Below are 20743 nucleotides of genomic sequence, written 5' to 3'. Positions count from 1 at the left end.
TGGCGTAGCTCACAACCGGCAATCTCACCGCGCGGTCACGGCAGCGAGTAGCCGCCGTCGACCACCAGCGAATGCCCTGTGACCCAGGAGGATTCATCGCTGGCGAGATAGACGACCGCGCCGGTGAGATTCTCCGGCGAGCCCAGACCCAGGGGATGTTTCGCCTCGATAGCCTGCATCGCCTCGGCCGGCAGCGTCTCGTGCAGGGCCGTCGGGAAGGTGCCGGGGCACACCGCGTTCACCCGGATGCCCTCCTTGGCGTATTCCAGCGCGGCCACCTTGGTCAGATGGATCACGCCCGCCTTGGACGCACAGTACGGCGCGGCATACGACCACGCGGTCAGGCCGCTGACCGAGGCGATGTTCACGATCGATACCGGCGAACGCTTGCGCAGGGCGCGGGCGACGGCCCGGATCGCGTGAAAGGTTCCGGTCAGGTTGACCGAGACGGTGCGCTCGAAATCCTCGGTGGACAGGTTGTGGATGCGCGCATTCGGGGAAACGATGCCCGCAGTGTTCACCAGGGCATCGAGTGCGCCGTACCGCTCGACCGACGAGGCGACCAGCGCGTCGAACTCGTCGCCGTCGGTCACGTTCAGCCGTTCCACGGATACCGTCGTACCCCCGGCTCGGATCTCGTCCGCGAGCGCCGTCATCGCCCCGACGTTCAGGTCGGCGAGCACGAGGGCCGCAGCCCCTTCCGCGACGCAGCTGCGGGCCACGGCCGAACCGAGTGTTCCCCCGGCCCCGGTCACCAGAATCGTCTTACCCTCGAGTCTCGAACCCATGATCCGCCCTCTTTCGAATATCGGCGTCGAATGTCCAGGAACGTTATTCCGAACACTCGGTATAAGAAACTATACGCCGCAATCCTGTCAAGACTTGCCGCGAATCCGCACCCGCTATGCGGCCCGCGCGGTGCGATATTCCGCCACGCCCGCTTCCACGGCCTCGAAATCGCAAGCGCCCCCGGCGAATCCGCCGAACAGCGTGGCGCAGTAGGTCGCGGACAGAAGCTCCGCATCCCACTTCAGCCCCGGCTTGACCCACTGATAGGTGTGGTTGTGCAGATTGAGAAATTGCAGCGTGGCCAGGGTCGGATCGGACCTGCGGATCGCCCCCTCGTCCATGGCGGCGGTCAGCAGCGCGCGCACCACAGCCTCGAACGCCTGCCGCCGCTGCAGCATACGTGTGCGGTTCTTGCCGGTCAGCTGGCGATAGTCATGCTCGTAGACCCAGATATGGTCCAGTCGCGCGAAGATCATGCTCAGCAGTTCACCGGACAGCAGGCGCAGTTTCACCAGCGCCGGAGCGTCGGACTCCAGAATCCGCGCCGCAGCATCGATGAGCGGGTTCAGCACCCGCTCCTGAATTTCGACGAGCAGATTCTCCTTGGAGCCGATGTAGTAGTACAGCGCGCCCTTCGCCAGCCCGACCTTCTCGCCGAGTTCCACAATTCCGGTGGCGGAATAGCCCTTCCGCGCGAAGAGCTCCGCGGCGGTATCGATGATCTCCTGCCGCTTGACCTCGTAGGCGGGGCCGTGTCCGGGTGGGCGGGGCATCGGATCCTCTCTGTCGCCAGGGTTCGCGTGGAAGGTTTGATTCTATACTGTACTGACCATTCAGTCGAACATATCATCGCTGGTCAGGACCGCATATCGTAGGACTCCCGGATCGCCGCCTCGATGCGCTCCTGATCCGGCAGCCAGAGTTGCTCCAGAACGGGCGTATACGGCGCGGGCGAGGTGCCCGCGGTCACCCGGATCACCGGCGCGTCCAGATGCCAGAACCCCTCCCGCACGGCCCGGGCCGCGATCTCGGCCCCGATCCCGAACTCCCCCACCGCCTGGTGCACGACCACCAGGCGGTTGGTCTTGCGCAACGAGGCCAGCACGGTGTCGAAATCCAGCGGGCTGATCGTGCGCAGGTCGATCACCTCGACCGACAGTCCTTGCGCGCCAAGGCGTTCGGCGACCGCCAGACAGTCGTGTACTTGCTTCGAATAGGACACCACGGTCACATCGGTGCCGGGACGGCGCACGATCGCCTTGCCCAGCGGGACGATGTGATCGGCCGGCGGCTGCGGGCCCTTCATGCCGTAGAGCAGACGGTTCTCGATGAACACCACCGGATTCGGGTCCTGGATCGCCGCGCGCAGCAACCCGTAGGTGTCCGCGACCGTCGAGGGCATGACCACCGTGAGCCCCGGGATGTGCGCCAGCAGAGCCTCGAGGCTCTGCGAATGCTGACTTCCCGAGGACTTGCCCGCGGCGAACTGTGTGCGCACCACCAGCGGGACGCTCACCGCGCCGCCGGTCATGAACCGCATCTTCGCGGCCTGGTTCATCAGCTGATCCAGGCACACGCCGATGAAATCGAAGTACATCAGCTCGACCACCGGCTTGAATCCGGCCATGGCCGCGCCGACCGCGGTGCCCATGATGGCGCTCTCGGAGATCGGGGTGTCCCGCACGCGATCCGGAAACCGTTGTGCCAGACCACGAGTCAGAGCGAAAACGTTACCGCCCTTGCCGACGTCGATACCGGCCAGGAATACCGACGGATCGTCCTCGAGCTCCTTGGTCAGCGCATTGGTGACCGCGTGCATGACCTTCCAGGTTCCCGTCTCCGGCACCGCGGGTTCGGGCAGTTCCGGACGCGTCGAGGTGACGTAGTCCGCGACCGTCTCGGGAGCCGGATACGGTGCGGCCGTTGCCTTTTCGATCGCGTCGGCGATCTCGGCCTCGACCTGCGCCTCGATGGCGGTGAGCTGATCGGCCAGCCCCTGTGCGCGCATGGTCCCGCCCAGGATCAGCAGCGGATCGCGCTGCTTCCATTCGTCGAGTTCGGCGGTGTCCCGGTAGTTCTCGGGGTCGCCCTCGTAGTGTCCGTGCCAGCGATAGGTGCTCGCCTCGACCAGGATCGGGCCCGCGCCGGCGCGCACCCGCGCGACGATCGCGTTCTGCAACTCCGCCACCGCCAGCACGTCGTTGCCGTCCACCGCCTCGAACTCCACGCCGTAGCCGATCGCGCGCTCGCGCAGGGTCGCGCGATGCTGGTCCGCGGCCGGCGAGAACTCGGAGTAGCCGTTGTTCTCACACCAGAACACCACCGGCAGATTCCACACCGCGGCCAAATTGACGGCCTCATGGAAGACGCCCTGCGCGACCGCGCCGTCACCGAAGAAGGCGACCACCACTCCCCCGGCCCGGCGCAACTGCGCGGCGGTGCCCGCGCCGACCGCGATCGGCAGGCCCGCGCCCACGATGCCGTTGGCGCCGAAAATGCCCCGGCGAGGATCGGCGATATGCATGGAACCGCCACGGCCCTTGCATGTTCCGGTCTCCTTGCCCATCAGCTCGGCGAACATGCCCTCGACGTCCAGTCCCTTGGCGATGCAGTGCCCGTGACCGCGATGGGTCGAGGTGACCACGTCGCGGTCGTCCAGCGGCCAGCAGGCCCCGACGGCCGATGCCTCCTGCCCGATGGACAGGTGCAGGAATCCGGGGATCCGGCTGTCGGCGTACAGGCGCGCGGCCTGTTCCTCGAACCTCCGGATCCGGAACATCCGGCGGTACATCTCCGACAACGCCGCCGGGCTCGTCGTATCCGGTGGGGTCAACGCTGCTGCGGTCATAGCTCTTCTGCCAATCGGTCACGGAGTCGCGGGGCGCACCGCCGGTTGACGCGGCGCACCGACAGTCAATATTATACCGATTGTTCTAAAGAACAAAGGGCCACCGACGCGGCCACCGACAGGACGGACTCTCGACATGGATCTAGACCTACCCGCCGAGGCGCTCGAGCTACAGCGGCTCTGCCGTGATTTCGCCGCGGCCGAGATCGAGCCGCATGCCGAATCCTGGTCGGAGGCAGAGCGATTCCCCGCCGAGGTATTCCTGAAGATGGGCGAGCTGGATCTGACCGGACTGCTGATACCGCAGGAGCACGGCGGCACCGAGGCCGGATACATCTCCTACGTCGCCGCCATGGAGGCGATCGGCGCGGCCGATCAGTCCTTCGCCGCCTGCTGGAACGCGCACTCCACGATCGCCTCACTGCCCCTGGCCGTCTTCGGCACCGACGAACAGAAGCGCAAGTGGCTGACCCCGCTCGCGCAGGGCACTCATATCGGCGCGTTCGGATTGACCGAGCCCACCGCCGGATCCGACGCGAGCGGTATCCGCACCACCGCCCGGCGCGAGGGCGACGAGTGGGTGATCGACGGCACCAAGATGTTCATCACGAATGCGGGCACCGAAATCAGTCTCGGCGTGACGATTCTCGCTGTCACCGGCCGAAACGAGGACGGCGCCAAGCGATTCGGCACCTTCTTCATCCCGACGGGAACCCCCGGATACTCCGTGGGCGCGCCGCTGAAGAAGATCGGCTGGCATGCCATGGACAGCCGCGAACTGATTTTCCAGAACTGCCGCATTCCGGCCGAGAACCTGATCGGCGAGGAGGGCAACGGGTTGCGGCAATTCCTCGATGTCCTCGACGCCGGGCGCATCAGCGTTGCGGCACTGGCACTTTCACTCGCGCAGGAAGCGCTGCGCCTGGCGGCCGCACATGCCGCCGCGCGCGAGCAGTTCGGCAAACCACTCTCGGCGTTCCAGGCGGTGCAGCACATGATCGCCGATACGGCCACCGAGGTCGAGGCCGCGCGCGCCCTGGTCTACCGGGCCGCCTGGCTGGCCGACAACGGCAGACCGTTCGGCCAGGCGGCGGCGATGGCCAAGCTGTACGCCTCCGAGGCGGCCAACCGAGCCGCCAGTGCGAGCGTGCAGATCCACGGCGGCTACGGCTACATCCGCGAGTCCAAGATCTCCCGCCTCTACGCCGACGCCAAGGTGCTCGAGATCGGTGAGGGCACCAACGAGATCCAGCGAAACGTCATCGCGCGCAACGTCCTTCGCACAGCCCCAGCTCGTGCGTAATCCGCCGCGCGCGAATCACCCCACCGCCCGGCGAGTTCCCGACCCGACATCGGTCCGGACCGGCAGGAATCGCTGTTCAGCACCCGGGACATCGCGGCACGCTTCCCCGCTTCCCGCTGACCGGCGGGCGGGGCGAACGGGCACGCTGCCGGACGGACTTCCGGAAATTTCGGCAACTCTGCAGCAATCATATTCTCGGGCATGGCATTTCCTCGTCGCGCTGGTCGAAGACATCGGGCGCGACCGCGACGCACTGACCACACGCGACGCTTGGGCATATACGGCAGATGCGGTTCCGCTCCGAGAAGGGTGATGCCTCCCCGATACCCCTTGCGCCGCAGGGCTTCCGCAGTGGATAGTCCTGTGGGCCGAAGCCCCGACGACCAGTACGCCGGCGGCTACGCTCACGATCGACTCCTGTTCTCGGGCAGTTCAGGCCGGGCGGCCCCGGCGCAGCCACAGCGCCGAGCCCGCGCCCAGCGCGACCGCGCCCATTCCCGCGCAGGTGACGAACTGCTGGATCCCGGCGGCGCCGACGGCCTCGGCGACCGGAGCGAACCCGACGGCCAAGGCGACCGCAGCGTTGAACAGGAACAGGAACCAGAGCGTGGATTTCTTGGCGAGGAGCGATTTCATGGCGGATCCTTCGTTATCGAGGGCGGTGAATGTCTGCCATGAATAGTTCTGTCTTCGGGCCTCCGCAACGAGGGAGCACAACCCCGAATCAATGGTGTAGCGGGCTACACCTGCACCCGGTACCGGACTTCACCGGCCTGCGGCGCGCGCTCGCATAGCCTGATTCCATGCGAAAGACAGTGCGACAGGCAGCGCGTGCAACCCTGCAGCTCGCCGATGCCGCCGGGCTGGCGATCGGCAATTATCTGTTCATCACCATCATGCTGCTCACAGTGGCGGGCGCAGTGGCGATCGTCGGCATCGGCATCTTGCCGGTGACGGCCACCCTGGTCCGGCGATTCGCCGGAGCAAAACGGCGGCAGGTCGCGGTGTGGACCGGAACCCCGGTTCCCGAGGCGTATCAGCCGATCGAGGGCTCGCTGCGGGAGAGCCTGCACGCGGTCCGGCACGACCCCACCGCGTTCTCGGACCTGCGATGGATGGTGACGTACTACGTCTACGGACTGCTGGCCGTCGTGGTGATTCCGCTGTGGATCGCCGGGATCCCGGTCGATGGCGTGTGGTGTGGACTCCTGGGGCGCAATGCTGTTGTGCTGCCGTTGATCAGCCGTGCGGCCGATCTGGACGCCGAGTGGTCACGGCGGCTGCTCCAGCCCCCGCCCAAAGCGCTGCTGGCGGCGCGAGTGGCCGAACTGACCCAGACGCGTGCGGGTGCGATCGCCGCGCACGAGGCCGAGCTACGACGAATCGAACGCGATCTGCACGACGGCACCCAGGCGCGGCTGGTCTCCCTCGGCATGCGCATCGGCCTGGCCAAACGCGCCCTCGAACAGGACCCGGCCACCACGCGCAACATGCTCGACCAGGCACAGCAACTGACCGAACAGGCGTTGGCGGAATTACGCCATATCGTGCGCGGTATACATCCGCCCATCCTCACCGACCGCGGACTGCCCGGCGCGGTCCGGGCGCTGGCCGCCGACAGCGGGCTGGAGGTCACCGTGGACTCCGATCGCGCACTGGATACCGCACGCGCACCCGCGGCGCTCGAGGCGGCCGCGTATTTCGTTGTCGCAGAGGCGTTGACAAACGCGGCCAAACACAGCGGAGCTCAGCATGCCGAGGTGAGCATCGCGCACGTGCCGCGCGGATTGCGGGTGTCGGTCCGCGATGACGGTATCGGCGGCGTGCAGGAGAAACCGCCGGATACCAGCAGTACGCCGGGCGGTTCCGGCCTGGCCGGGATGCGCCGCCGCATTGCCGCGCTGGACGGCACGTTTTCTTTGACCAGCCCCGCCGGGGGCCCGACCGTGATCGAAGTGGAGTTGCCGTGCGTGTGGTGATCGCCGAGGACAACGCGCTGCTGCGCGAGGGTGTGGTGTTGTTGCTGACCTCCGCTGGACACGAGGTGGCGGCCGTCGCGGGCACCGGTCCGGAGATCCTGCCCGCGCTGCGCGAACATCGGCCCGATATCGCGGTACTCGACGTGCGGATGCCGCCCGACTTCCGGGACGAAGGGCTGCGCGCCGCACTCGCCGCCCGCTCCGAACTGCCGGGCCTCCCGGTGCTCGTCCTGTCGCAGTACGTCGAACAGTCTTATGCCATAGAGCTTCTCGGCGGCGGCGCGGCCGGAATCGGCTATCTGCTCAAGGACCGGGTCGGCCGGGTCGACGAATTCCTGGACGCGCTCGAGCGGGTCGCCGCCGGAGGCACCGCCCTGGATCCGGAGGTGGTGAGCCAACTGCTCACCCGCCGCAAGAACTCACCGCTGGACTCGCTGACGCCGCGCGAACGCGAGGTGCTCGAACTGATGGCCGCCGGACACGACAACAGCACCATCGCGGCAACCCTGGTGGTTACCGAACGCGCGGTCAGCAAACACATCGGCAACGTCTTCCAGAAGCTGGGTCTGCCGCCGACCGACAGCGGACACCGCCGCGTGCTGGCGGTCCTGGCCTACCTCGAGAACGCCTGAATTCAGGTGGACGTCCGCTCGAGGAGAGCGAGAATCTCCTCGGTGCGGCCGGTTTCGCCGAGGGACGGGAAGACGAGGGTGACGCTGCGGTCGTGCGCCTCCTGGCTGAAATCCGTCATCGCGTCGGTGGCGAGGGTGACGTGGTAGCCGTGTTCGTAGGCCTGGCGTGCGGTGGATTCGACGCCGAAACTCGTCGCGACGCCGATCACGACGACCTGGGTGACTTCCTGGGCTCGCAGCAGGCTGTCGAGCTCGGGGTTCATGAACGCGCCCCAGGTCTGCTTGACCAGTTCGTGGTCGGAGTCCTGGCGGTTCAGCTCCGGGATCAGATCCGCGGCATCAGCCGGCGGGCGCGGCGCGTCGGGCCTGCTGAAGGACCGTTCGGTCCGGCCCGGTGCCATTCCGGTGGCCCGAACCAGGACCACGGGCAGTTTTCGTGCCCGGAACGCCTCGGCCAGCCGGGCCGCGTTGCCCGCGACCTCGGCGATCGGATGGGCCAGCGGCAGCGCCGCGACACCCTTCTGCAGATCGATGACGATCAGGGCCGTATGCGGATCCAGTACGGTCAGCGACACGGCGACTTCCTTTGCGGGACTTGGGAAAAGACTGATCCGGCGGTCACTCTACGGTAATGGCCCGCTCGGGACAGGCCAGCGCGCCCTCCCGGGCCGCGGTGGCCAGCTCGGCGGGGACCTCACCGTCGTAGGCGACAGCGTAGCCGTCGTCGTCGAGTTCGAATACGTCCGGGGACGTCGCCCAGCAGCGCGCGTGGCCGGAGCATTTGGTGGTGTCGATGGTGATCTTCATGAGACAGCACCGTTCTCGGTAGTCGTGTGGTTTCGCAGGTGCATCGGCCCGGTGTAGGCCGCGGACAGCAGTGTCGACAGATCCGCGCCGGAAGCGGCCAGCGCCTCGCGGACCGCGGCGACATCCTTGCGCAGGAAGGGCTCGACCGATGCGGTGAAAGGGGCAGAGCCACCGCGCGCGGTGATGTAGCGCCCGGCCGTACTTCCGGCGCTGGCGAGGGCGAGCGCGTCGAGCATCGCGGCTTCGGTGATGCCCTGTGCGCCGGCGATTTTCGTGGCGTTGAGCGTCAGCTGTGCGATCGCGGCGAACAACAGGTTGTTGATCAGTTTCACATGCAGGGCCGAGCACAGTGCGCCGGTTTCGATGATCGAACCGGCATAGCTGCCGATGACCTCGCGAGCGATCGACACGTGCGCGGGCACGCCGCCCAGGAAGACCACCAGTTCGCCCGCGCGCACCGCGTCGGCGGTGCCGCTGAACGGCGCGTCCACGATCGCGGGCACGCTGTCGCGGGCGAAGGCGCGCAGGCCGCGCAGTGTGGCCGGGGTGCCGGTGGTGTGCGAGAGCAGAACCGTCTGCGGCGCCATCGCGCCGACCACGGCGGGCAGGACGGCCGCGATCTGATCGTCATTGAACAGGCAGCTGATCACCACGTCCGCGTCCGCGATATCGCGGACGTTCGCGACGGATTCGGCTCCCGCGGTCACCAGCCGGTCGCGAACCTCCGGCCGGCGCGCATACAGACGCACCCGATGTCCGGCCGCCAACAGCCGCTCCACCATCGGCTCGCCGATCCGGCCCGCCCCCACGAATCCGATCGTCCGGCTCACGACGCCGCCTCACCGGCACGCGGCACCGGCACCCATCGGACGGGTCGCGCCCGTGATCGGCTCCGCTGGGCCCCACTCGCGGCCGCCGCCGCGTCGCCGCGCGACTCCGGTCTACGCCGGGCACGTTCTCGTTCACGCCGCTGCGCTCGATTCACAATTCCACCTCGCCATCGCTCGCCCCCCGCGGTGCGCGGGGCATGCTGTGTCCGTGCACTCACCGTGGCGGTGTCCGGTCCGCGTGCGGACGCTCCCGGAGTGGATGTCCGCGGGCCGGATTCACGCCGGAACATTCCATCTCTAGCACCGGCCGCGACGGCCATCGCTCGTCATCTCGCCCAGCGGGAAGTCCTGCGACATGGCACTTTTCGGGCCATCTGCGGGCGGTGGCAGATGTGGCGGGTTCCGGTCTCCGGGATGGGTGACCTCCTCGCGGCGGCGGTTTCTGTTAGCGCTGAGCACACCGCCGATGCCGTTGTGTCACGGCCGATATCGAATGCGAGGAGAACGCATATGAGCATCCCCGACGATTCCGTCGCGATCCTGTTCGCCAAGGAGGCCATCCGCGAGGTGCTGCACTCCTATTGCCGCGGGCTGGACCGGATGGACCGGCCGCTGGCCGAGCGCGTGTGGCATCCCGGCGCGACCGCCGACTACGGGCCCGGATTCCGCGGCACCGGAGCCGGGTTCCTGGACTTCGTCTGGGATTATCACGCCGGATTCCGCGGTCATTCCCATCGCGTGTGCAATGAGACGATCCGGGTCGATCTGCCGGGCGGGACCGCGGTCAGCGAGACCTACGTCTCGGTCTGGTTGCAAACCTCGCCTGCCGACGGGTACGTCACCGATCAATTCCACCGCGGCAGGTACGTGGACCGGTGGTCTTGTCGCGACGGCGTCTGGGCGATCGACCATCGGACCTATGTCGCGGATCTGTTCCGCGAGGTGCGCTCCCCCGTCGACGCGTGGGCGGCCGGGCCCGCCACCTGGGGTGCGCGGGATTCGTCCGATCCGTCCTATCTCGTGTTCGGCACGTCGGCGTGAGCGCCCGGGCGCGGGCCAACGCCCCTCTCAGCGGGGCAAACCCAGCCCGCGCTCGGCGACCTGGGTGCGCAGGATCTCGTTGGCTCCGCCCGCGATCGTGTAGGCCCGCGAGTACAGCTGCGCGTCCTGCCACCAGCCGCCGGCCACGGCCGCCGGATCCGCCTCGCTCAGCAGGCCCGCGGTGCCCTGCAGCCGGACGCCGAAGGCGACCAGATCGTGATTGAGTTCGCTGAAGAAGATCTTGCCCAGCGGCGCGTCGGCGGGCTGCTCGGTGTGATGCAGCATGCGGGACTGGGTGAGTCCGAGTATGGCGGCGTTCACGTGCACCCGGGTGGCGAGTTCCCCGATGGTCCGGCGGGTCGCGGAATCCTCCAGTGCCGCAACGCCGTTCACACTGGTTTGCGATGCCAGCCGAAGCAGGTCGTCCAATGTGGTGAACAATTCCGCCCCGCGCGCGGCCACACCCGAACGCTCGTGGCCCAGGCTGCTCATCGCCGCCCGCCAGCCCTCGTTCACCCGGCCGATCACATTCGACACCGGAATACGAACCTCGTCCAGGAAGACCTCGTTGAAATCGGTGGTTCCGGTGATCTCGCGCAGCGGCCGAACGGTGACGCCGGGAGTGCGCATATCCAGGGCGAACGCGGTGATCCCGCGATGTTTGGGCGCGTCGGGATCGGTGCGCGCGAGCAGATAGCCCATATCGGCGTGCTGACCGTTGGTGGTCCACACCTTCTGCCCGTCGACGACGAATACCGCGTCCGCGCCCTCCCCCTCGAGGCGAGCTCGGGTGCGCAGCGCCGCCAGGTCCGAGCCCGCGCCCGGTTCGCTGAACAGCTGGCACCAGATGTCCCGGCAGTCGCGAATCCGAGGCAGCAGCCGTTCCCGCAGCTCGGCGCTACCGAAATCGATGACCGCGGCGGCGGCCAGCGGCGCGGCCCCGATCGGTGACCAGGTACGCGCGCGGGCGATCTCCTCGGCGACGACGAAGGATTCGAGCGGGTGGGCGTCGGGACGGCCGCCGAATTCCGCGGGCCAGTCGATGCCCAGCAGACCCGCCGCGTACAGCTTCGCGGTCCAATCCCGGATGGCCGGAACAAGTTCGGGATCGGGGGCGCGGACTCCGGCGTGCGCTTTGATGCCGGGGGCGTGCTCGGCGACAAATGCGCGCACCCGCTGCCGGAACGCCTCCAGCTCCGGCGTGGACTCCAACCGCATTACCTCACACTCCTCGTCTCGAGCCCACACAGCGCTCGCATTGAATGCACTCAATATTCATGTATTTCGGGACATACCCGGAGAATATCCCGGCGATCGGGATGAAAAGTTTGAAAGAGTATACTTTCAACCCGTGCCCGCTCGCCCGCGAACAACCGACCCGGTCCGCCGAAACAGTGGCCCGTAATCCCACTCGTTCACCGCTGGACCGCACGCCATGCCCGCATCGGTCGCACCGCTGACTACACTGAGGATCCGAAAACCCACCCCGAGGAGTGTCATGGCGACTGCCATCGAGACCGAGCCCGGGGGCGGCAAGCTGGCCGCCCAGATCGCGCACCGCATCGAGGAGTCCGTCATCCGGCAGGGCTGGCCGGTCGGCGAGACGCTGGGTTCTGAAGTCGGACTGCGCGAGCAGTTCGGAGTGAGCCGATCGGTGCTGCGCGAGGCGGTGCGGCTGGTCGAACACCATCAAGTCGCCCGGATGCGGCGCGGGCCCAACGGTGGCCTGTTCATCTGCGCGCCCGACGCCGGCCCGGCGACCCGGGCCATCGTCATCTACCTGGAGTACGTCGGCACCAGCGTCGCGGATCTGCTCGAGGCCCGGCTCCTGCTCGAGCCCATCGCAGCGGGCCTGGCGGCGGACCGGATCACCGAGGACAGCATCGAATCGCTGCGCGCGATCCTGGCCGAGGAGGCCGGGCGCCGCGAGGATCCGGGGGTCTCCTCCGAGGATCCGTTGCATCTCATGCTGGGCACGCTGTCCGGAAACGCGGTGCTGCAGTTGTTCATCGACGTGCTCACCCGCCTGACCGCACGCTACGCGCACACCTCCCGCAGGCTCTCCAAGGCCGAGGTCGCCGAGTCCAAGACCGTGGCGCACGAGGCGCACCGAGCCGTCGCCGACGCGGTGATCGCGGGCGACGGCGCACGCGCCCAGACCGAGCTGACCGCACACCTGGAATCGGTGGCCGCCTGGATCGAGAAGCATCGCGTGCGGCGCACCTCCCGGATCAAGGGCGCGGTGGTCGAACCCGAGGTGGTGGAGGGGCCCGGGGCCAAACTCGCGGAGATCGTCGCGGGCCGCGTCCACGAGGACATCGCCGCGCGTGGCTGGCAGGTCGGCATGGTGCTGGGCTCCGAGTCCGATCTTCTGGCGCGCTACGGCGTGAGCCGCGCGGTGCTGCGCGAGGCGGTGCGGCTGCTGGAGTACCACTCGGTGGCCCGGATGCGCCGCGGACCGGGCGGCGGGCTGATCGTCGCGGAACCGGAACCGCAGGCCAGCGTGGACACGATGGCGCTGTATCTGGAGTACCGAGGCGTCACCGCCGCGGACCTGCAGACCGTGCGCAACGCCATCGAACTCGGCGTCGTCGCCCGGGTGACCGAGCGCCTGGCCGAGGGTGATCCCGAGGCGGCCGAACGGCTCGGCCAGGCGGTGCGCTGGCCCTCGGAGGGACCGCCGGACGATCCGCGCAAGGCCGACCGGTTCCACACCGAACTGGCCGCGCTGGCGGGCAATCCGGTCCTGTCGCTGTTCCTGGCGATCCTCACCGAGTTGTTCCGGCGGCACGCGGCCGGACACGAGCAACCGCTGCCCGGCGCGCAGGCCGCCGACGACGTCGAGCAGGCGCACAGCCGCATCCTGGAGGCGATCCTGCAGGGCGACACCGGGATGGCCCGGCATCGCATGCGCCGCCATCTCGACGCCCTCACGCCCTGGTGGCACTGAAACCCCTTGTGACACAGGCACTGCGCGGCGTCCTCAGACGCTGAACCGATCCAGCTCGTACGCCACCATGCCGTCCAGATCGGCGGCCGGGGGCGCGGGCAGTTCGACCGCGGCGTCCCGGCTCGGGAGCAGGACCACGGCCGTGCCCGGTGTGGTGATCTCGCCGCGCTGGTTCTCGCAGCGCACCTCGAGGTGAACCTCGTTGCGGCCGTCCACCTTCCGCTTGTCGACGACCTCGCCGCGCACCCAGGTCGTATCGCCCATGTAGTTGAACTTGCGGTGCTCACAACGCAGCTTCCACAGCCAGCCGTCGTCGCCGATCCAGTCGGTGAGCAGGTGCACCAGCCAGGTCTCGCGCATACCGCCGTAGTCGTACGGGTTCGGCAGGCCGAGTTCGTGGGCCCGGGCGGGCTCCCAGTGCAGGCGCTGCACGGTGTCGGGGATGTTCATCGGGTTGGGCGGGTAGAGGCCGGGGGCCTTGCGCCGGATGTTCGCGGCGATCTTGAATGCGCCGGGCGGCGTCAGCTGCATACCCCAGCCCAGATGCCACACCACCACATCGGTCGTGGTCAGCGGGCCTTTCACCCTGGGCTGCAATACCTCGCCGACCTGCACGTCCTCCCAGTAACGCGGCTGGGCGCCGCGCCGGGTCTCGGCCGCGTAGGCGGCGTCGATCTCCGCGAGTTGGTCGGGAGTGTAGGGCTCCTGCACGAGCTTCTCGGTGGCCCGCTTCTTGGAGGCGTGACGCTCGGCGTTGATCCAGGTACCCCGGCGCACCGCGTGCATCTCACCGCGGCCGTTGGCGTACAGGTAGTCCTGGGTGACATGCGCTGTGCGCCCGCCGAATTTGCTCGGCTTTGGCGCGACTCCGACCTGGGTCTGCAGCACCCGGCAACGATCGCCCAGCCGAAGCGGTTGCCACCACTCGAACTCCATCACGGCCTGATACGAGCCGAGCCCGGCGAACGGGTCGCCCTTGAGCAGCGCCTTGGTCTCGGCATCCGGCTTGGGGGCCGCGTCCTCGCCCATGGTGTAGAGGAAGGTGGGCGGTGCGATCAGCCCACCCCAGCGGGTCGAGGCCGCGTGGTCCGGCTCGCAGTACAGCGGGTTGTCGTCACCGTAGCCGTAGGCGAAGTGCCGCACGCCATCCCAGGTCACCTCGTAGTTGTGCGGCGGATTGGGTTGCGGCTTGGGCACTCCCAGGCGCAAACGGGATCGTTCGAACGCCTCGTCGGTCAGTACGCCGAACTTCCCGGCACGGGCGTTATCGGTGCTGGTCATCGTTGATCCTCCTGGAGAAGTTCACGCCGTGATCTGTTCGGCGAGGCGGTCGCGCAGAATGTCGAGCAGTTCGACCCGGCTCACCTTGCTCGACGGGGTGCGCGGCAATTCCTCCAGTACGACGATGTGAACGGGCACCTCGTACGGCAGCAGCTGCGCCCGGCACACCGCGATCAGTTCGGCCACCTCGGGCGCGGGCTGCCCGGCAGCAACCTCGATCGCCGCCACGGGTACCTGGCCGAGCCGCTCGTCGGGCATGCTCACCACCGCCGCTTCTCGAACTGCCGCATGCTTTTCCAGGACGCGTTGCACGGTTTCGGGCTGTACCTTGAAGCCGCCGCGGATGATCGCGTCGTCGGCGCGGCCCTCGATCCACAGGAACCCGTCGGCGTCCAGCCGGGCCAGATCGCTCGTGCGCACCCAGCTGTCCGCGCCCTGCACGGTCTGTGCGGTGCGGACCTCGAGCCGGCCGGTCTCACCCTCCGGGAGCTGCGCGCCGTCCTCACCGGTGATGCGCAGTTCCGCGCCCGCGAGCGCGCGACCGGCGCTGCCCGCCTTGCTGTCCCACCACTTCCGGTGCAGCGGCAACGTCCAGCCCGCGACCGCGCCGGCGAATTCGGTGGCGCCGTAGGTCATCAGGACCGGAATGCCGTAGGTGCGGAAGAAGTTGTCCGCCAGCTCTTTCGGGCACGGCGCGGTGCCGGAGGTGACAACCTCGAGACTCGCGATCCGTTCCGCGGGCACACCGGCGTCCAGGACCGTCCGCAGGGCCGCGGGCACCAGGCTCGCGGCGCGCAGCTTGTGTCGTTCCACGACCGAAACCCATTGGTCGAGAACGAATTTGGGCATCAGGATCATGCGCCGACCGGTGGCCAGGCAGCCCAGTGCGCGCCACATGCCGCCGATGTGCACCATCGGCGCGGAAACCAGCGAGGCCGAGCGGGACAGCAGGCGGTCGGCCTTGGGCACCTGCCCGCCGGAGATCAGGGCCTGGTCGAGCTGATCGAAGCCGAGGTTCACCGTCTTCGGTGCGCCCGTGGTGCCGGAGGTCAACATCTCCACGGCCACACCGGGATTCACGATCGGGGCAGTGCCGCCGTCTTCGGTGCGCGCGGTGCCGCCGGCCCGGTGCACCGTTCCGTCGGTGCGCAGCTCCAGGGCCAGGCCACCCTCGCGGACGGCGTCGAGTACGCCGGAACCGGCCAGCGCATCGGTTCCCGCGATCACGACCGGCGGGCGCGAGCGCGCGATATGCGCCGCGAGGCGGGCCGGGGGCTGGAGCGGGCTGAGCGTCACCGTGCAGCGGCCCGAGGCGATCAGCGCCGCCAGCACCGCGACGTGTTCGGGCCGGTTCTCCAGCACGACGCCCACCCGCGCGCCCTCGCCCAGCCCGGCCGCGTCGAGTGCGTCGGTCACGGCCTGAGCGGTCTGCCGCATCTGCCCCCAGGTCCACCAGATCTCATCACGCTCGATCGCCTCGGCATCGGCGGGCGCCTCGGCCAGGAGCCGGGACAGGCGTTCGCGAATTCCCACGTGATCAGCCTTTCGCCAGAACCGAGTCACGCTCGGCACTAGTGGTCGTTTCCGGATCTCCCGCGATGCCGACCAATTCGGCCAGCCGGGATCGATGCAGTGCGGGAGCGCCGAACAGATGCTCGGATGCCTTGGCGCGCTTGAGATACAGGTGCGCGTCGTGTTCCCAGGTGTAGCCGATGCCGCCGTGGATCTGGATGTTCTCCTTGGCGGCCCGGGTGAAGGCCGCCGAACACCAGGACGCGGCCAGCGCCGCGGCGGCGGGCAGCTCGCTCGGTTCCCTGGCCGCGACCGCGGCCGCGTGATACGCCGCGGACCGCGCGGCCTCGAGGTCGAGCAGCAGATCCGCGCACTTGTGTTTGATCGCCTGGAACGAGCCGATCGGGCGGTCGAACTGGACGCGGATCTTGGCGTATTCGACCGCCGCGTCCAGGCACGCCTGGGTTGCGCCGACCTGTTCGGCAGCCAGTGCGGTCACCGCCAGATCCAGCACCTCGCGCAGGTAGTGCGTCGCGTCACCGTCGGGACCGACGCGTTGCGCCGGGGTGCGGTCCAGGTCGATCCGCGCCAAACGTCTTGTCGCGTCGAATGTTTCGATGGGGCTGCGGGTCAGGCCGGCCGCGTCGGCGGTGACCGCGAACAGGCCCGCACCCGATTCGGTCCGCGCTACCACCAGCAGCAGGTCGGCGCGGTGGCCATCGATGACGAACATCTTCGTACCCGACAGGGTCCAGTCGGCGGGACCGGGCGCGGCGACGGTCGCGACATCCTCGAGCCGCCATGATCCGGATTCCTCGGCGAGGGCCAGCGTGGCGATCACCGAGCCGTCCGCGATCCCCGGCAGCCAACGTTCCTGGGCCGCATCATCATTCGACGCCAGAAGCGCCTGGCCCGCCAGTGCGACCGCGGCGAAGTACGGCGAGGGCAGCAAGGCCCGGCCCATCTCCTCCAGCACGATGCCCAGTTCGACCGGGCCGCCACCCGAACCGCCGAATCTCTCGGGCAGCGCGAGGCCGTGCAGCCCTAGTTCGGTGGCCATCCGATGCCACAGCTGTGGGTCGTAGCCGTCGGCGGTATCGATCCAGTGTCGCACCTGCGCGCTCGGCGACTTATCGGCCAGGAACCGGCGTACCGTCGCGCGCAGTTCGTCCTGCTCGACGGTGAAAACCGAGCTCATGCCGCCGCCTCCGGTCGTGGGCAGCGGCCTGTCACAGTGCGGTCCACGATTCCCATCCGGGTGCAATTACATACCCTCTTCATGAAGTCTCCCCGCATTTCCGCCGCAGTTTTCTCAGTGCCGTCAATAAAGAGGATACTCTATCCGGCCACGCATGGTCGTGACTGCGTGCGGACACCGCGAAGGTGTGCCGGTCGTAGGCATGGCAGACCAGGGTGAACAGCAGGACCGACAGATTGGCCGCCACGATCAGACCCACCATCACGTCACCACGTCGCCGACCGTGCGCACAGCGGGCTGCTGCTCGGACCGAACCCGGCGGAGCGTGCGCGGCAGCAGCACCGCGGCGAGCGCCCCGACGGCGGCCACCACCGCACCGATCTGGAAACCGACCTGAAATCCCTTGCCCGTGTACAGGATTGCCCCGTGCAGCTGGTCCGCGGGAATCGGTGCGAGATAGGAGTTGTTCAGTACCGCGAACACCACCACCGGCAACGCACCCGAGGCCACACTCTGAAAGGTGTTGGTGATGCTGGAGGTACTGGTGAGCAGTTCCGGCGGCACGACCTCGATCAGCAGGTTCGGCACCGACGCATAGGAGAATCCCATCCCGGTGCCGAGCAGCGCCGCGGCGACCAGCACCGCCGGTTCGTGGTCGTACAGCGTCGACAGGCATACGTAGCCCGCCGCCATCAGCACCAGACCGGTGATCATGAGCGTGCGCGGCCGCATGTTCCGGCCCACCAGCACCCCGGCGATCGCGCCGCCGGCCACGACCATCCCGCCCAGCGGCAGTTGGAAGATCGCGTACCCCTTGGCGCTGATACCGAATCCGTAGCCGAGCCCGGTCGAGGCGGGTGTCATCGCGATCATCGGCAGCAGCACCGTCACCAACGCGCTCAGGCCGTACGCCGCCGAGGCGCCGATGGTGACGAAGATGATCGACCGCTCACGCAGGATGTCCAGATTCAGCAAAGGCTCCCGGACGATGGCCGCCGAGATCAGCCAGGCGATGAACAGGGCCACTCCCCCGATCAGGTAGGTCAGCGTCGCCGCGTTCGTCCAGCCCCACTCCGGACCGAAACTCACCGCGACCAGCACCCCCGCGATGCCGAGGCCGAGCAGTAACGCACCCGCGAAATCCATCCGGCTTCGCAACCGCACCTGCGACTCCTCGGTGCTGACCATGATCATCAGCCCGAACAGCGCGGTGCCGATCGTCAGGCACCAGTAGACGCCGCGAAAGCCGAAATCGTCCAGGAGCCAACCGGTCAGGAACGGCGCGGGAATCGCGAACAGGCCCAGACCGGTGGTGACGACGCTGACCGCGAGCGCGACCGTCTTGGCCGGGAAGACGTCGCGGACCAGCGAATAGGCGAGGAATACACACGGGGTCAGCGCACCCGCCAGGCCCCGGCCCAGCACCATCAGCCCGAAACTCGGTGCGGCTGCGGCGACGGCGGATCCCACGACCGCAACGCCGATGCATGCCAACAGGATTCGCCGTTTTCCGTACATATCGGCCAGCTTGCCCAGCAACGGCCCCAGCACCGCGCCGACGAGCATGTTCACCGTGAGCACCCACGCTCCCTGGGTGGTCCGGAAATGCGCCGACACCGCCGGCAGCGTGATCGACACCATGATGTACCCGACCGTCAGCATTTCCAGCAGCAGCACGATCGAGACCAGGGAGAATATCAGCCGCGGAGTCCACGTTTCGGGAGTGCCGGACGATTCGCCCGGATCAGCAACAGCACTCATCGTCGAGTCCTTTCGAGAATCCGCACCGTCCCGCCGCATCCGGAGCACGCCGGGCCGCGCCGCGAGCCGATGGCCGCCCCACCCGCCCGAATGCGGATGACGCGTGCCGCACATCACAACGTTTGCGCGAGAACCACACCCGATTTCTCCCACTGAGCGGAATCGTCTCGGCCGGTCGGCGACACACCGCATCAAGAGTGTTCCGATTACCGCTCAGAGGCAGTCGCCTACTGGTGATGGCTCTTGACCGAAACACTCGATCTCCCCAGCGCACCTCAGCAGGAGCACCGGATGCACCTCACGACACTCGCGGCCGAATTCGGCGACAAACCCGCCATCATCATGGGCGATTCGGGGGCAGCGCTCTCGTATCGCGAACTCGAAGCCGAATCGAACCGGATCGCACGACTGTTCCGCGAGTTCGGACTCCGCACCGGAGATCACATCGCGACGCTGTTCGACAACACGATCGAGCTGTTCCCGATCGTGTGGGCCGCACAGCGCGCGGGCTTGCTCTACACGCCGGTGAACTGGCATTTATCCGAGTCCGAGGCGAGCTACATCGTGCGCGACTGCGGTGCGAAGGTGCTGCTGTACTCACTCCGTCTCGAACATCTGGCCGCCGCGATCGGCCGCGACCAGCCCGATCTGCGGCGAGTGGGCGCGGGCGCGCAGAGCCTCACCGAACTCCTGGATGGCACATCCACCGCGCCGATCCGGGACGAGGCAGAGGGCTACTACATGTTCTACTCGTCCGGAACGACCGGGCGGCCCAAAGGAATTCTGCCCCGGATATCCGGAATGCCGTTCGGTACCGGACTTCCGATCGATCACCGGATGGCCGCCGCTTTCGGCTTCGACCGCGACACCGTCTATCTGAGTCCCGGTCCCCTTTATCACGCCGCGCCGCTCGCGTGGACGATGGGCACGATTCGCAACGGCGGTACCGCGGTGGTCATGGAGAAGTTCGAGGCCGAGCAGGCTCTGGGGCTGATCGACCGACATCGCGTCACGCACGCGCAGTTCGTTCCGACGATGTTCGTGCGGATGCTCAAACTCCCCGAACCCGTTCGCCGGCGCTACGATGTGTCCGGCCTGCGCGTGGTCGTGCACTCCGCCGCACCATGCCCGGTGGAGGTCAAGGAACGGATGATCGACTGGCTGGGCCCTGTACTACTGGAGTTCTACGGAGGCTCGGAGGGCACCGGGTTCTGCATGATCGACACTCCGGCGTGGCTGACGCACCGGGGCTCGGTCGGCAAGCTGATGCGCGGCACGGTGCACATCTGCGACGAAGACGGCAACGAACTCGCACCGGGCGAGATCGGCACGGTCTGGTTCGCCGACGCCGGCGACTTCTCCTATCATCACAATGCGTCCGAAACAGCTGCGGCACACAATGATCGGGGGTGGAACACACTCGGCGACCTCGGGCACCTGGACGCCGAGGGGTACCTGTACCTGTCGGGCCGTCGCACCGATCTGATCCTGTCCGGCGGGGTGAACATCTACCCGCAGGAGATCGAGGACGTGCTGGCCCTGCATCCCGCGGTCGCCGACGTCGCGATCATCGGTCTGCCGGACGCGGAATTCGGCCAGCGGGTGCACGCCGTCGTACAGCCCGCCGATCCGCGCGCGAGGGGCCCGCGGCTTGCCGAGGAGTTGATCGCGCACTGCCGCAGCAATCTCGGGCATTTCAAATGCCCGAGATCCGTATCGTTCGACGCGGTACCACGCCTGCCGAGCGGCAAAGTTCTACGGCGCGAACTGATTCGGCGCCTGGCCGGCGACACGGTTTAGCCGCGCCGCCGA

Annotated in this window: 19 protein-coding genes; 6 read left to right on the top strand and 13 right to left on the bottom strand. The window is 67.9% G+C overall.

The window, feature by feature from the left end:
* Window positions 1-35 precede the first annotated feature (35 nt).
* The 3 genes from AC5WS7_RS00720 to AC5WS7_RS00710 form a co-directional block, all read right to left on the bottom strand.
* Window positions 36-788 (bottom strand): SDR family NAD(P)-dependent oxidoreductase, encoded by a 753-nt coding sequence (locus AC5WS7_RS00720; RefSeq protein ID WP_495952355.1) that lies wholly within the window; start codon window positions 786-788, stop codon window positions 36-38.
* A 114-nt stretch (window positions 789-902) separates the two neighbouring features.
* Window positions 903-1562 (bottom strand): TetR-type transcription factor C-terminal domain-containing protein, encoded by a 660-nt coding sequence (locus AC5WS7_RS00715; RefSeq protein WP_495952354.1) that lies wholly within the window; start codon window positions 1560-1562, stop codon window positions 903-905.
* Window positions 1563-1645: 83 nt separating this feature from the next.
* Entirely contained in the window at window positions 1646-3637 is a 1992-nt protein-coding gene (locus AC5WS7_RS00710) for an alpha-ketoacid dehydrogenase subunit alpha/beta (protein ID WP_495952353.1), read from the bottom strand.
* 136 nt (window positions 3638-3773) lie between these two features.
* On the opposite strand from AC5WS7_RS00710, the gene AC5WS7_RS00705 reads away from it, so the two are divergent.
* Entirely contained in the window at window positions 3774-4940 is a 1167-nt protein-coding gene (locus tag AC5WS7_RS00705; protein ID WP_495952352.1) for an acyl-CoA dehydrogenase family protein, read from the top strand.
* Between the two features lie 432 nt (window positions 4941-5372).
* Here the strand turns inward: AC5WS7_RS00705 and AC5WS7_RS00700 are convergent, their stop codons facing one another.
* Window positions 5373-5576: a hypothetical protein gene (locus AC5WS7_RS00700; RefSeq protein WP_495952351.1), complete on the bottom strand. Its 204-nt coding sequence runs from the start codon at window positions 5574-5576 to the stop codon at window positions 5373-5375.
* 167 nt (window positions 5577-5743) lie between these two features.
* Here AC5WS7_RS00700 and AC5WS7_RS00695 point away from each other — a divergent pair, with 167 nt between their 5' ends.
* Window positions 5744-6919, top strand: coding sequence for a sensor histidine kinase (locus AC5WS7_RS00695; protein WP_495952350.1), 1176 nt, complete (start codon window positions 5744-5746; stop codon window positions 6917-6919).
* On the top strand, window positions 6907-7551 hold the full coding sequence (locus AC5WS7_RS00690) for a response regulator transcription factor (RefSeq protein ID WP_495952349.1): 645 nt from the start codon (window positions 6907-6909) through the stop codon (window positions 7549-7551). Before AC5WS7_RS00695 ends, AC5WS7_RS00690 begins: the two co-directional genes overlap by 13 nt.
* 2 nt (window positions 7552-7553) lie before the next feature.
* Here AC5WS7_RS00690 and AC5WS7_RS00685 read toward each other — a convergent pair whose 3' ends face one another.
* From AC5WS7_RS00685 to AC5WS7_RS00675, 3 genes are read right to left on the bottom strand one after another with little or no spacing between them, the layout of a single operon-like run.
* Window positions 7554-8126 (bottom strand): cysteine hydrolase family protein, encoded by a 573-nt coding sequence (locus AC5WS7_RS00685; RefSeq protein WP_495952348.1) that lies wholly within the window; start codon window positions 8124-8126, stop codon window positions 7554-7556.
* A gap of 43 nt (window positions 8127-8169) precedes the next feature.
* Complete coding sequence (locus tag AC5WS7_RS00680; RefSeq protein ID WP_495952347.1) at window positions 8170-8358, bottom strand: ferredoxin; 189 nt, start codon at window positions 8356-8358, stop codon at window positions 8170-8172.
* The gene (locus AC5WS7_RS00675) at window positions 8355-9188 is read right to left on the bottom strand and encodes an NAD(P)-dependent oxidoreductase (protein ID WP_495952346.1); all 834 of its coding nucleotides are present in this window, start codon (window positions 9186-9188) and stop codon (window positions 8355-8357) included. The genes AC5WS7_RS00680 and AC5WS7_RS00675 overlap by 4 nt, the downstream gene beginning before the upstream one ends.
* A 510-nt stretch (window positions 9189-9698) precedes the next feature.
* Between AC5WS7_RS00675 and AC5WS7_RS00670 the strand changes: the two genes are divergently transcribed.
* Window positions 9699-10229 carry a nuclear transport factor 2 family protein gene (locus tag AC5WS7_RS00670; RefSeq protein ID WP_495952345.1) on the top strand — a complete coding sequence of 177 codons (531 nt, stop codon included), beginning with the start codon at window positions 9699-9701 and terminating at the stop codon, window positions 10227-10229.
* 27 nt (window positions 10230-10256) lie between these two features.
* Here the strand turns inward: AC5WS7_RS00670 and AC5WS7_RS00665 are convergent, their stop codons facing one another.
* A complete protein-coding gene (locus AC5WS7_RS00665; protein ID WP_495952344.1) occupies window positions 10257-11447 on the bottom strand; it encodes an acyl-CoA dehydrogenase family protein in 1191 nt (396 codons plus the stop codon).
* Between the two features lie 292 nt (window positions 11448-11739).
* Between AC5WS7_RS00665 and AC5WS7_RS00660 the strand changes: the two genes are divergently transcribed.
* Window positions 11740-13179, top strand: coding sequence for a FadR/GntR family transcriptional regulator (locus AC5WS7_RS00660; protein ID WP_495953698.1), 1440 nt, complete (start codon window positions 11740-11742; stop codon window positions 13177-13179).
* Between the two features lie 33 nt (window positions 13180-13212).
* Here AC5WS7_RS00660 and AC5WS7_RS00655 read toward each other — a convergent pair whose 3' ends face one another.
* The 5 genes from AC5WS7_RS00655 to AC5WS7_RS00635 form a co-directional block, all read right to left on the bottom strand.
* Window positions 13213-14460 (bottom strand): FAS1-like dehydratase domain-containing protein, encoded by a 1248-nt coding sequence (locus AC5WS7_RS00655; RefSeq protein WP_495952343.1) that lies wholly within the window; start codon window positions 14458-14460, stop codon window positions 13213-13215.
* 21 nt (window positions 14461-14481) lie between these two features.
* The gene (locus AC5WS7_RS00650; RefSeq protein ID WP_495952342.1) at window positions 14482-15993 is read right to left on the bottom strand and encodes a class I adenylate-forming enzyme family protein; all 1512 of its coding nucleotides are present in this window, start codon (window positions 15991-15993) and stop codon (window positions 14482-14484) included.
* 4 nt (window positions 15994-15997) lie between these two features.
* A complete protein-coding gene (locus AC5WS7_RS00645; RefSeq protein WP_495952341.1) occupies window positions 15998-17170 on the bottom strand; it encodes an acyl-CoA dehydrogenase family protein in 1173 nt (390 codons plus the stop codon).
* A gap of 79 nt (window positions 17171-17249) precedes the next feature.
* Window positions 17250-17432, bottom strand: coding sequence for a hypothetical protein (locus AC5WS7_RS00640; RefSeq protein ID WP_495952340.1), 183 nt, complete (start codon window positions 17430-17432; stop codon window positions 17250-17252).
* Window positions 17432-18931: an MFS transporter gene (locus tag AC5WS7_RS00635; RefSeq protein WP_495952339.1), complete on the bottom strand. Its 1500-nt coding sequence runs from the start codon at window positions 18929-18931 to the stop codon at window positions 17432-17434. The genes AC5WS7_RS00640 and AC5WS7_RS00635 overlap by 1 nt, the downstream gene beginning before the upstream one ends.
* Before the next feature lie 291 nt (window positions 18932-19222).
* On the opposite strand from AC5WS7_RS00635, the gene AC5WS7_RS00630 reads away from it, so the two are divergent.
* A complete protein-coding gene (locus AC5WS7_RS00630) occupies window positions 19223-20731 on the top strand; it encodes an acyl-CoA synthetase (RefSeq protein ID WP_495952338.1) in 1509 nt (502 codons plus the stop codon).
* Window positions 20732-20743 lie beyond the last annotated feature (12 nt).

This window comes from Nocardia sp. PLKS1-43 (assembly GCF_059510335.1).
The sequence above is the reverse complement of the archived record's forward strand: the minus strand, read 5'-3'. Positions and strand labels throughout refer to the sequence as shown.

What these genes read in the sequence shown, in the direction of transcription:
- AC5WS7_RS00665 (WP_495952344.1), bottom strand. Translation starts at nt 11,447, where the DNA reads ATGCGGTTGGAGTCCACGCCGGAGCTGGAGGCGTTCCGGCAGCGGGTG.
- AC5WS7_RS00710 (WP_495952353.1), bottom strand. Translation starts at nt 3,637, where the DNA reads ATGACCGCAGCAGCGTTGACCCCACCGGATACGACGAGCCCGGCGGCG.
- AC5WS7_RS00695 (WP_495952350.1), top strand. Translation starts at nt 5,744, where the DNA reads ATGCGAAAGACAGTGCGACAGGCAGCGCGTGCAACCCTGCAGCTCGCC.
- AC5WS7_RS00680 (WP_495952347.1), bottom strand. Translation starts at nt 8,358, where the DNA reads ATGAAGATCACCATCGACACCACCAAATGCTCCGGCCACGCGCGCTGC.
- AC5WS7_RS00670 (WP_495952345.1), top strand. Translation starts at nt 9,699, where the DNA reads ATGAGCATCCCCGACGATTCCGTCGCGATCCTGTTCGCCAAGGAGGCC.
- AC5WS7_RS00700 (WP_495952351.1), bottom strand. Translation starts at nt 5,576, where the DNA reads ATGAAATCGCTCCTCGCCAAGAAATCCACGCTCTGGTTCCTGTTCCTG.
- AC5WS7_RS00645 (WP_495952341.1), bottom strand. Translation starts at nt 17,170, where the DNA reads ATGAGCTCGGTTTTCACCGTCGAGCAGGACGAACTGCGCGCGACGGTA.
- AC5WS7_RS00655 (WP_495952343.1), bottom strand. Translation starts at nt 14,460, where the DNA reads ATGACCAGCACCGATAACGCCCGTGCCGGGAAGTTCGGCGTACTGACC.
- AC5WS7_RS00640 (WP_495952340.1), bottom strand. Translation starts at nt 17,432, where the DNA reads ATGGTGGGTCTGATCGTGGCGGCCAATCTGTCGGTCCTGCTGTTCACC.
- AC5WS7_RS00720 (WP_495952355.1), bottom strand. Translation starts at nt 788, where the DNA reads ATGGGTTCGAGACTCGAGGGTAAGACGATTCTGGTGACCGGGGCCGGG.
- AC5WS7_RS00705 (WP_495952352.1), top strand. Translation starts at nt 3,774, where the DNA reads ATGGATCTAGACCTACCCGCCGAGGCGCTCGAGCTACAGCGGCTCTGC.
- AC5WS7_RS00715 (WP_495952354.1), bottom strand. Translation starts at nt 1,562, where the DNA reads ATGCCCCGCCCACCCGGACACGGCCCCGCCTACGAGGTCAAGCGGCAG.
- AC5WS7_RS00635 (WP_495952339.1), bottom strand. Translation starts at nt 18,931, where the DNA reads ATGAGTGCTGTTGCTGATCCGGGCGAATCGTCCGGCACTCCCGAAACG.
- AC5WS7_RS00630 (WP_495952338.1), top strand. Translation starts at nt 19,223, where the DNA reads ATGCACCTCACGACACTCGCGGCCGAATTCGGCGACAAACCCGCCATC.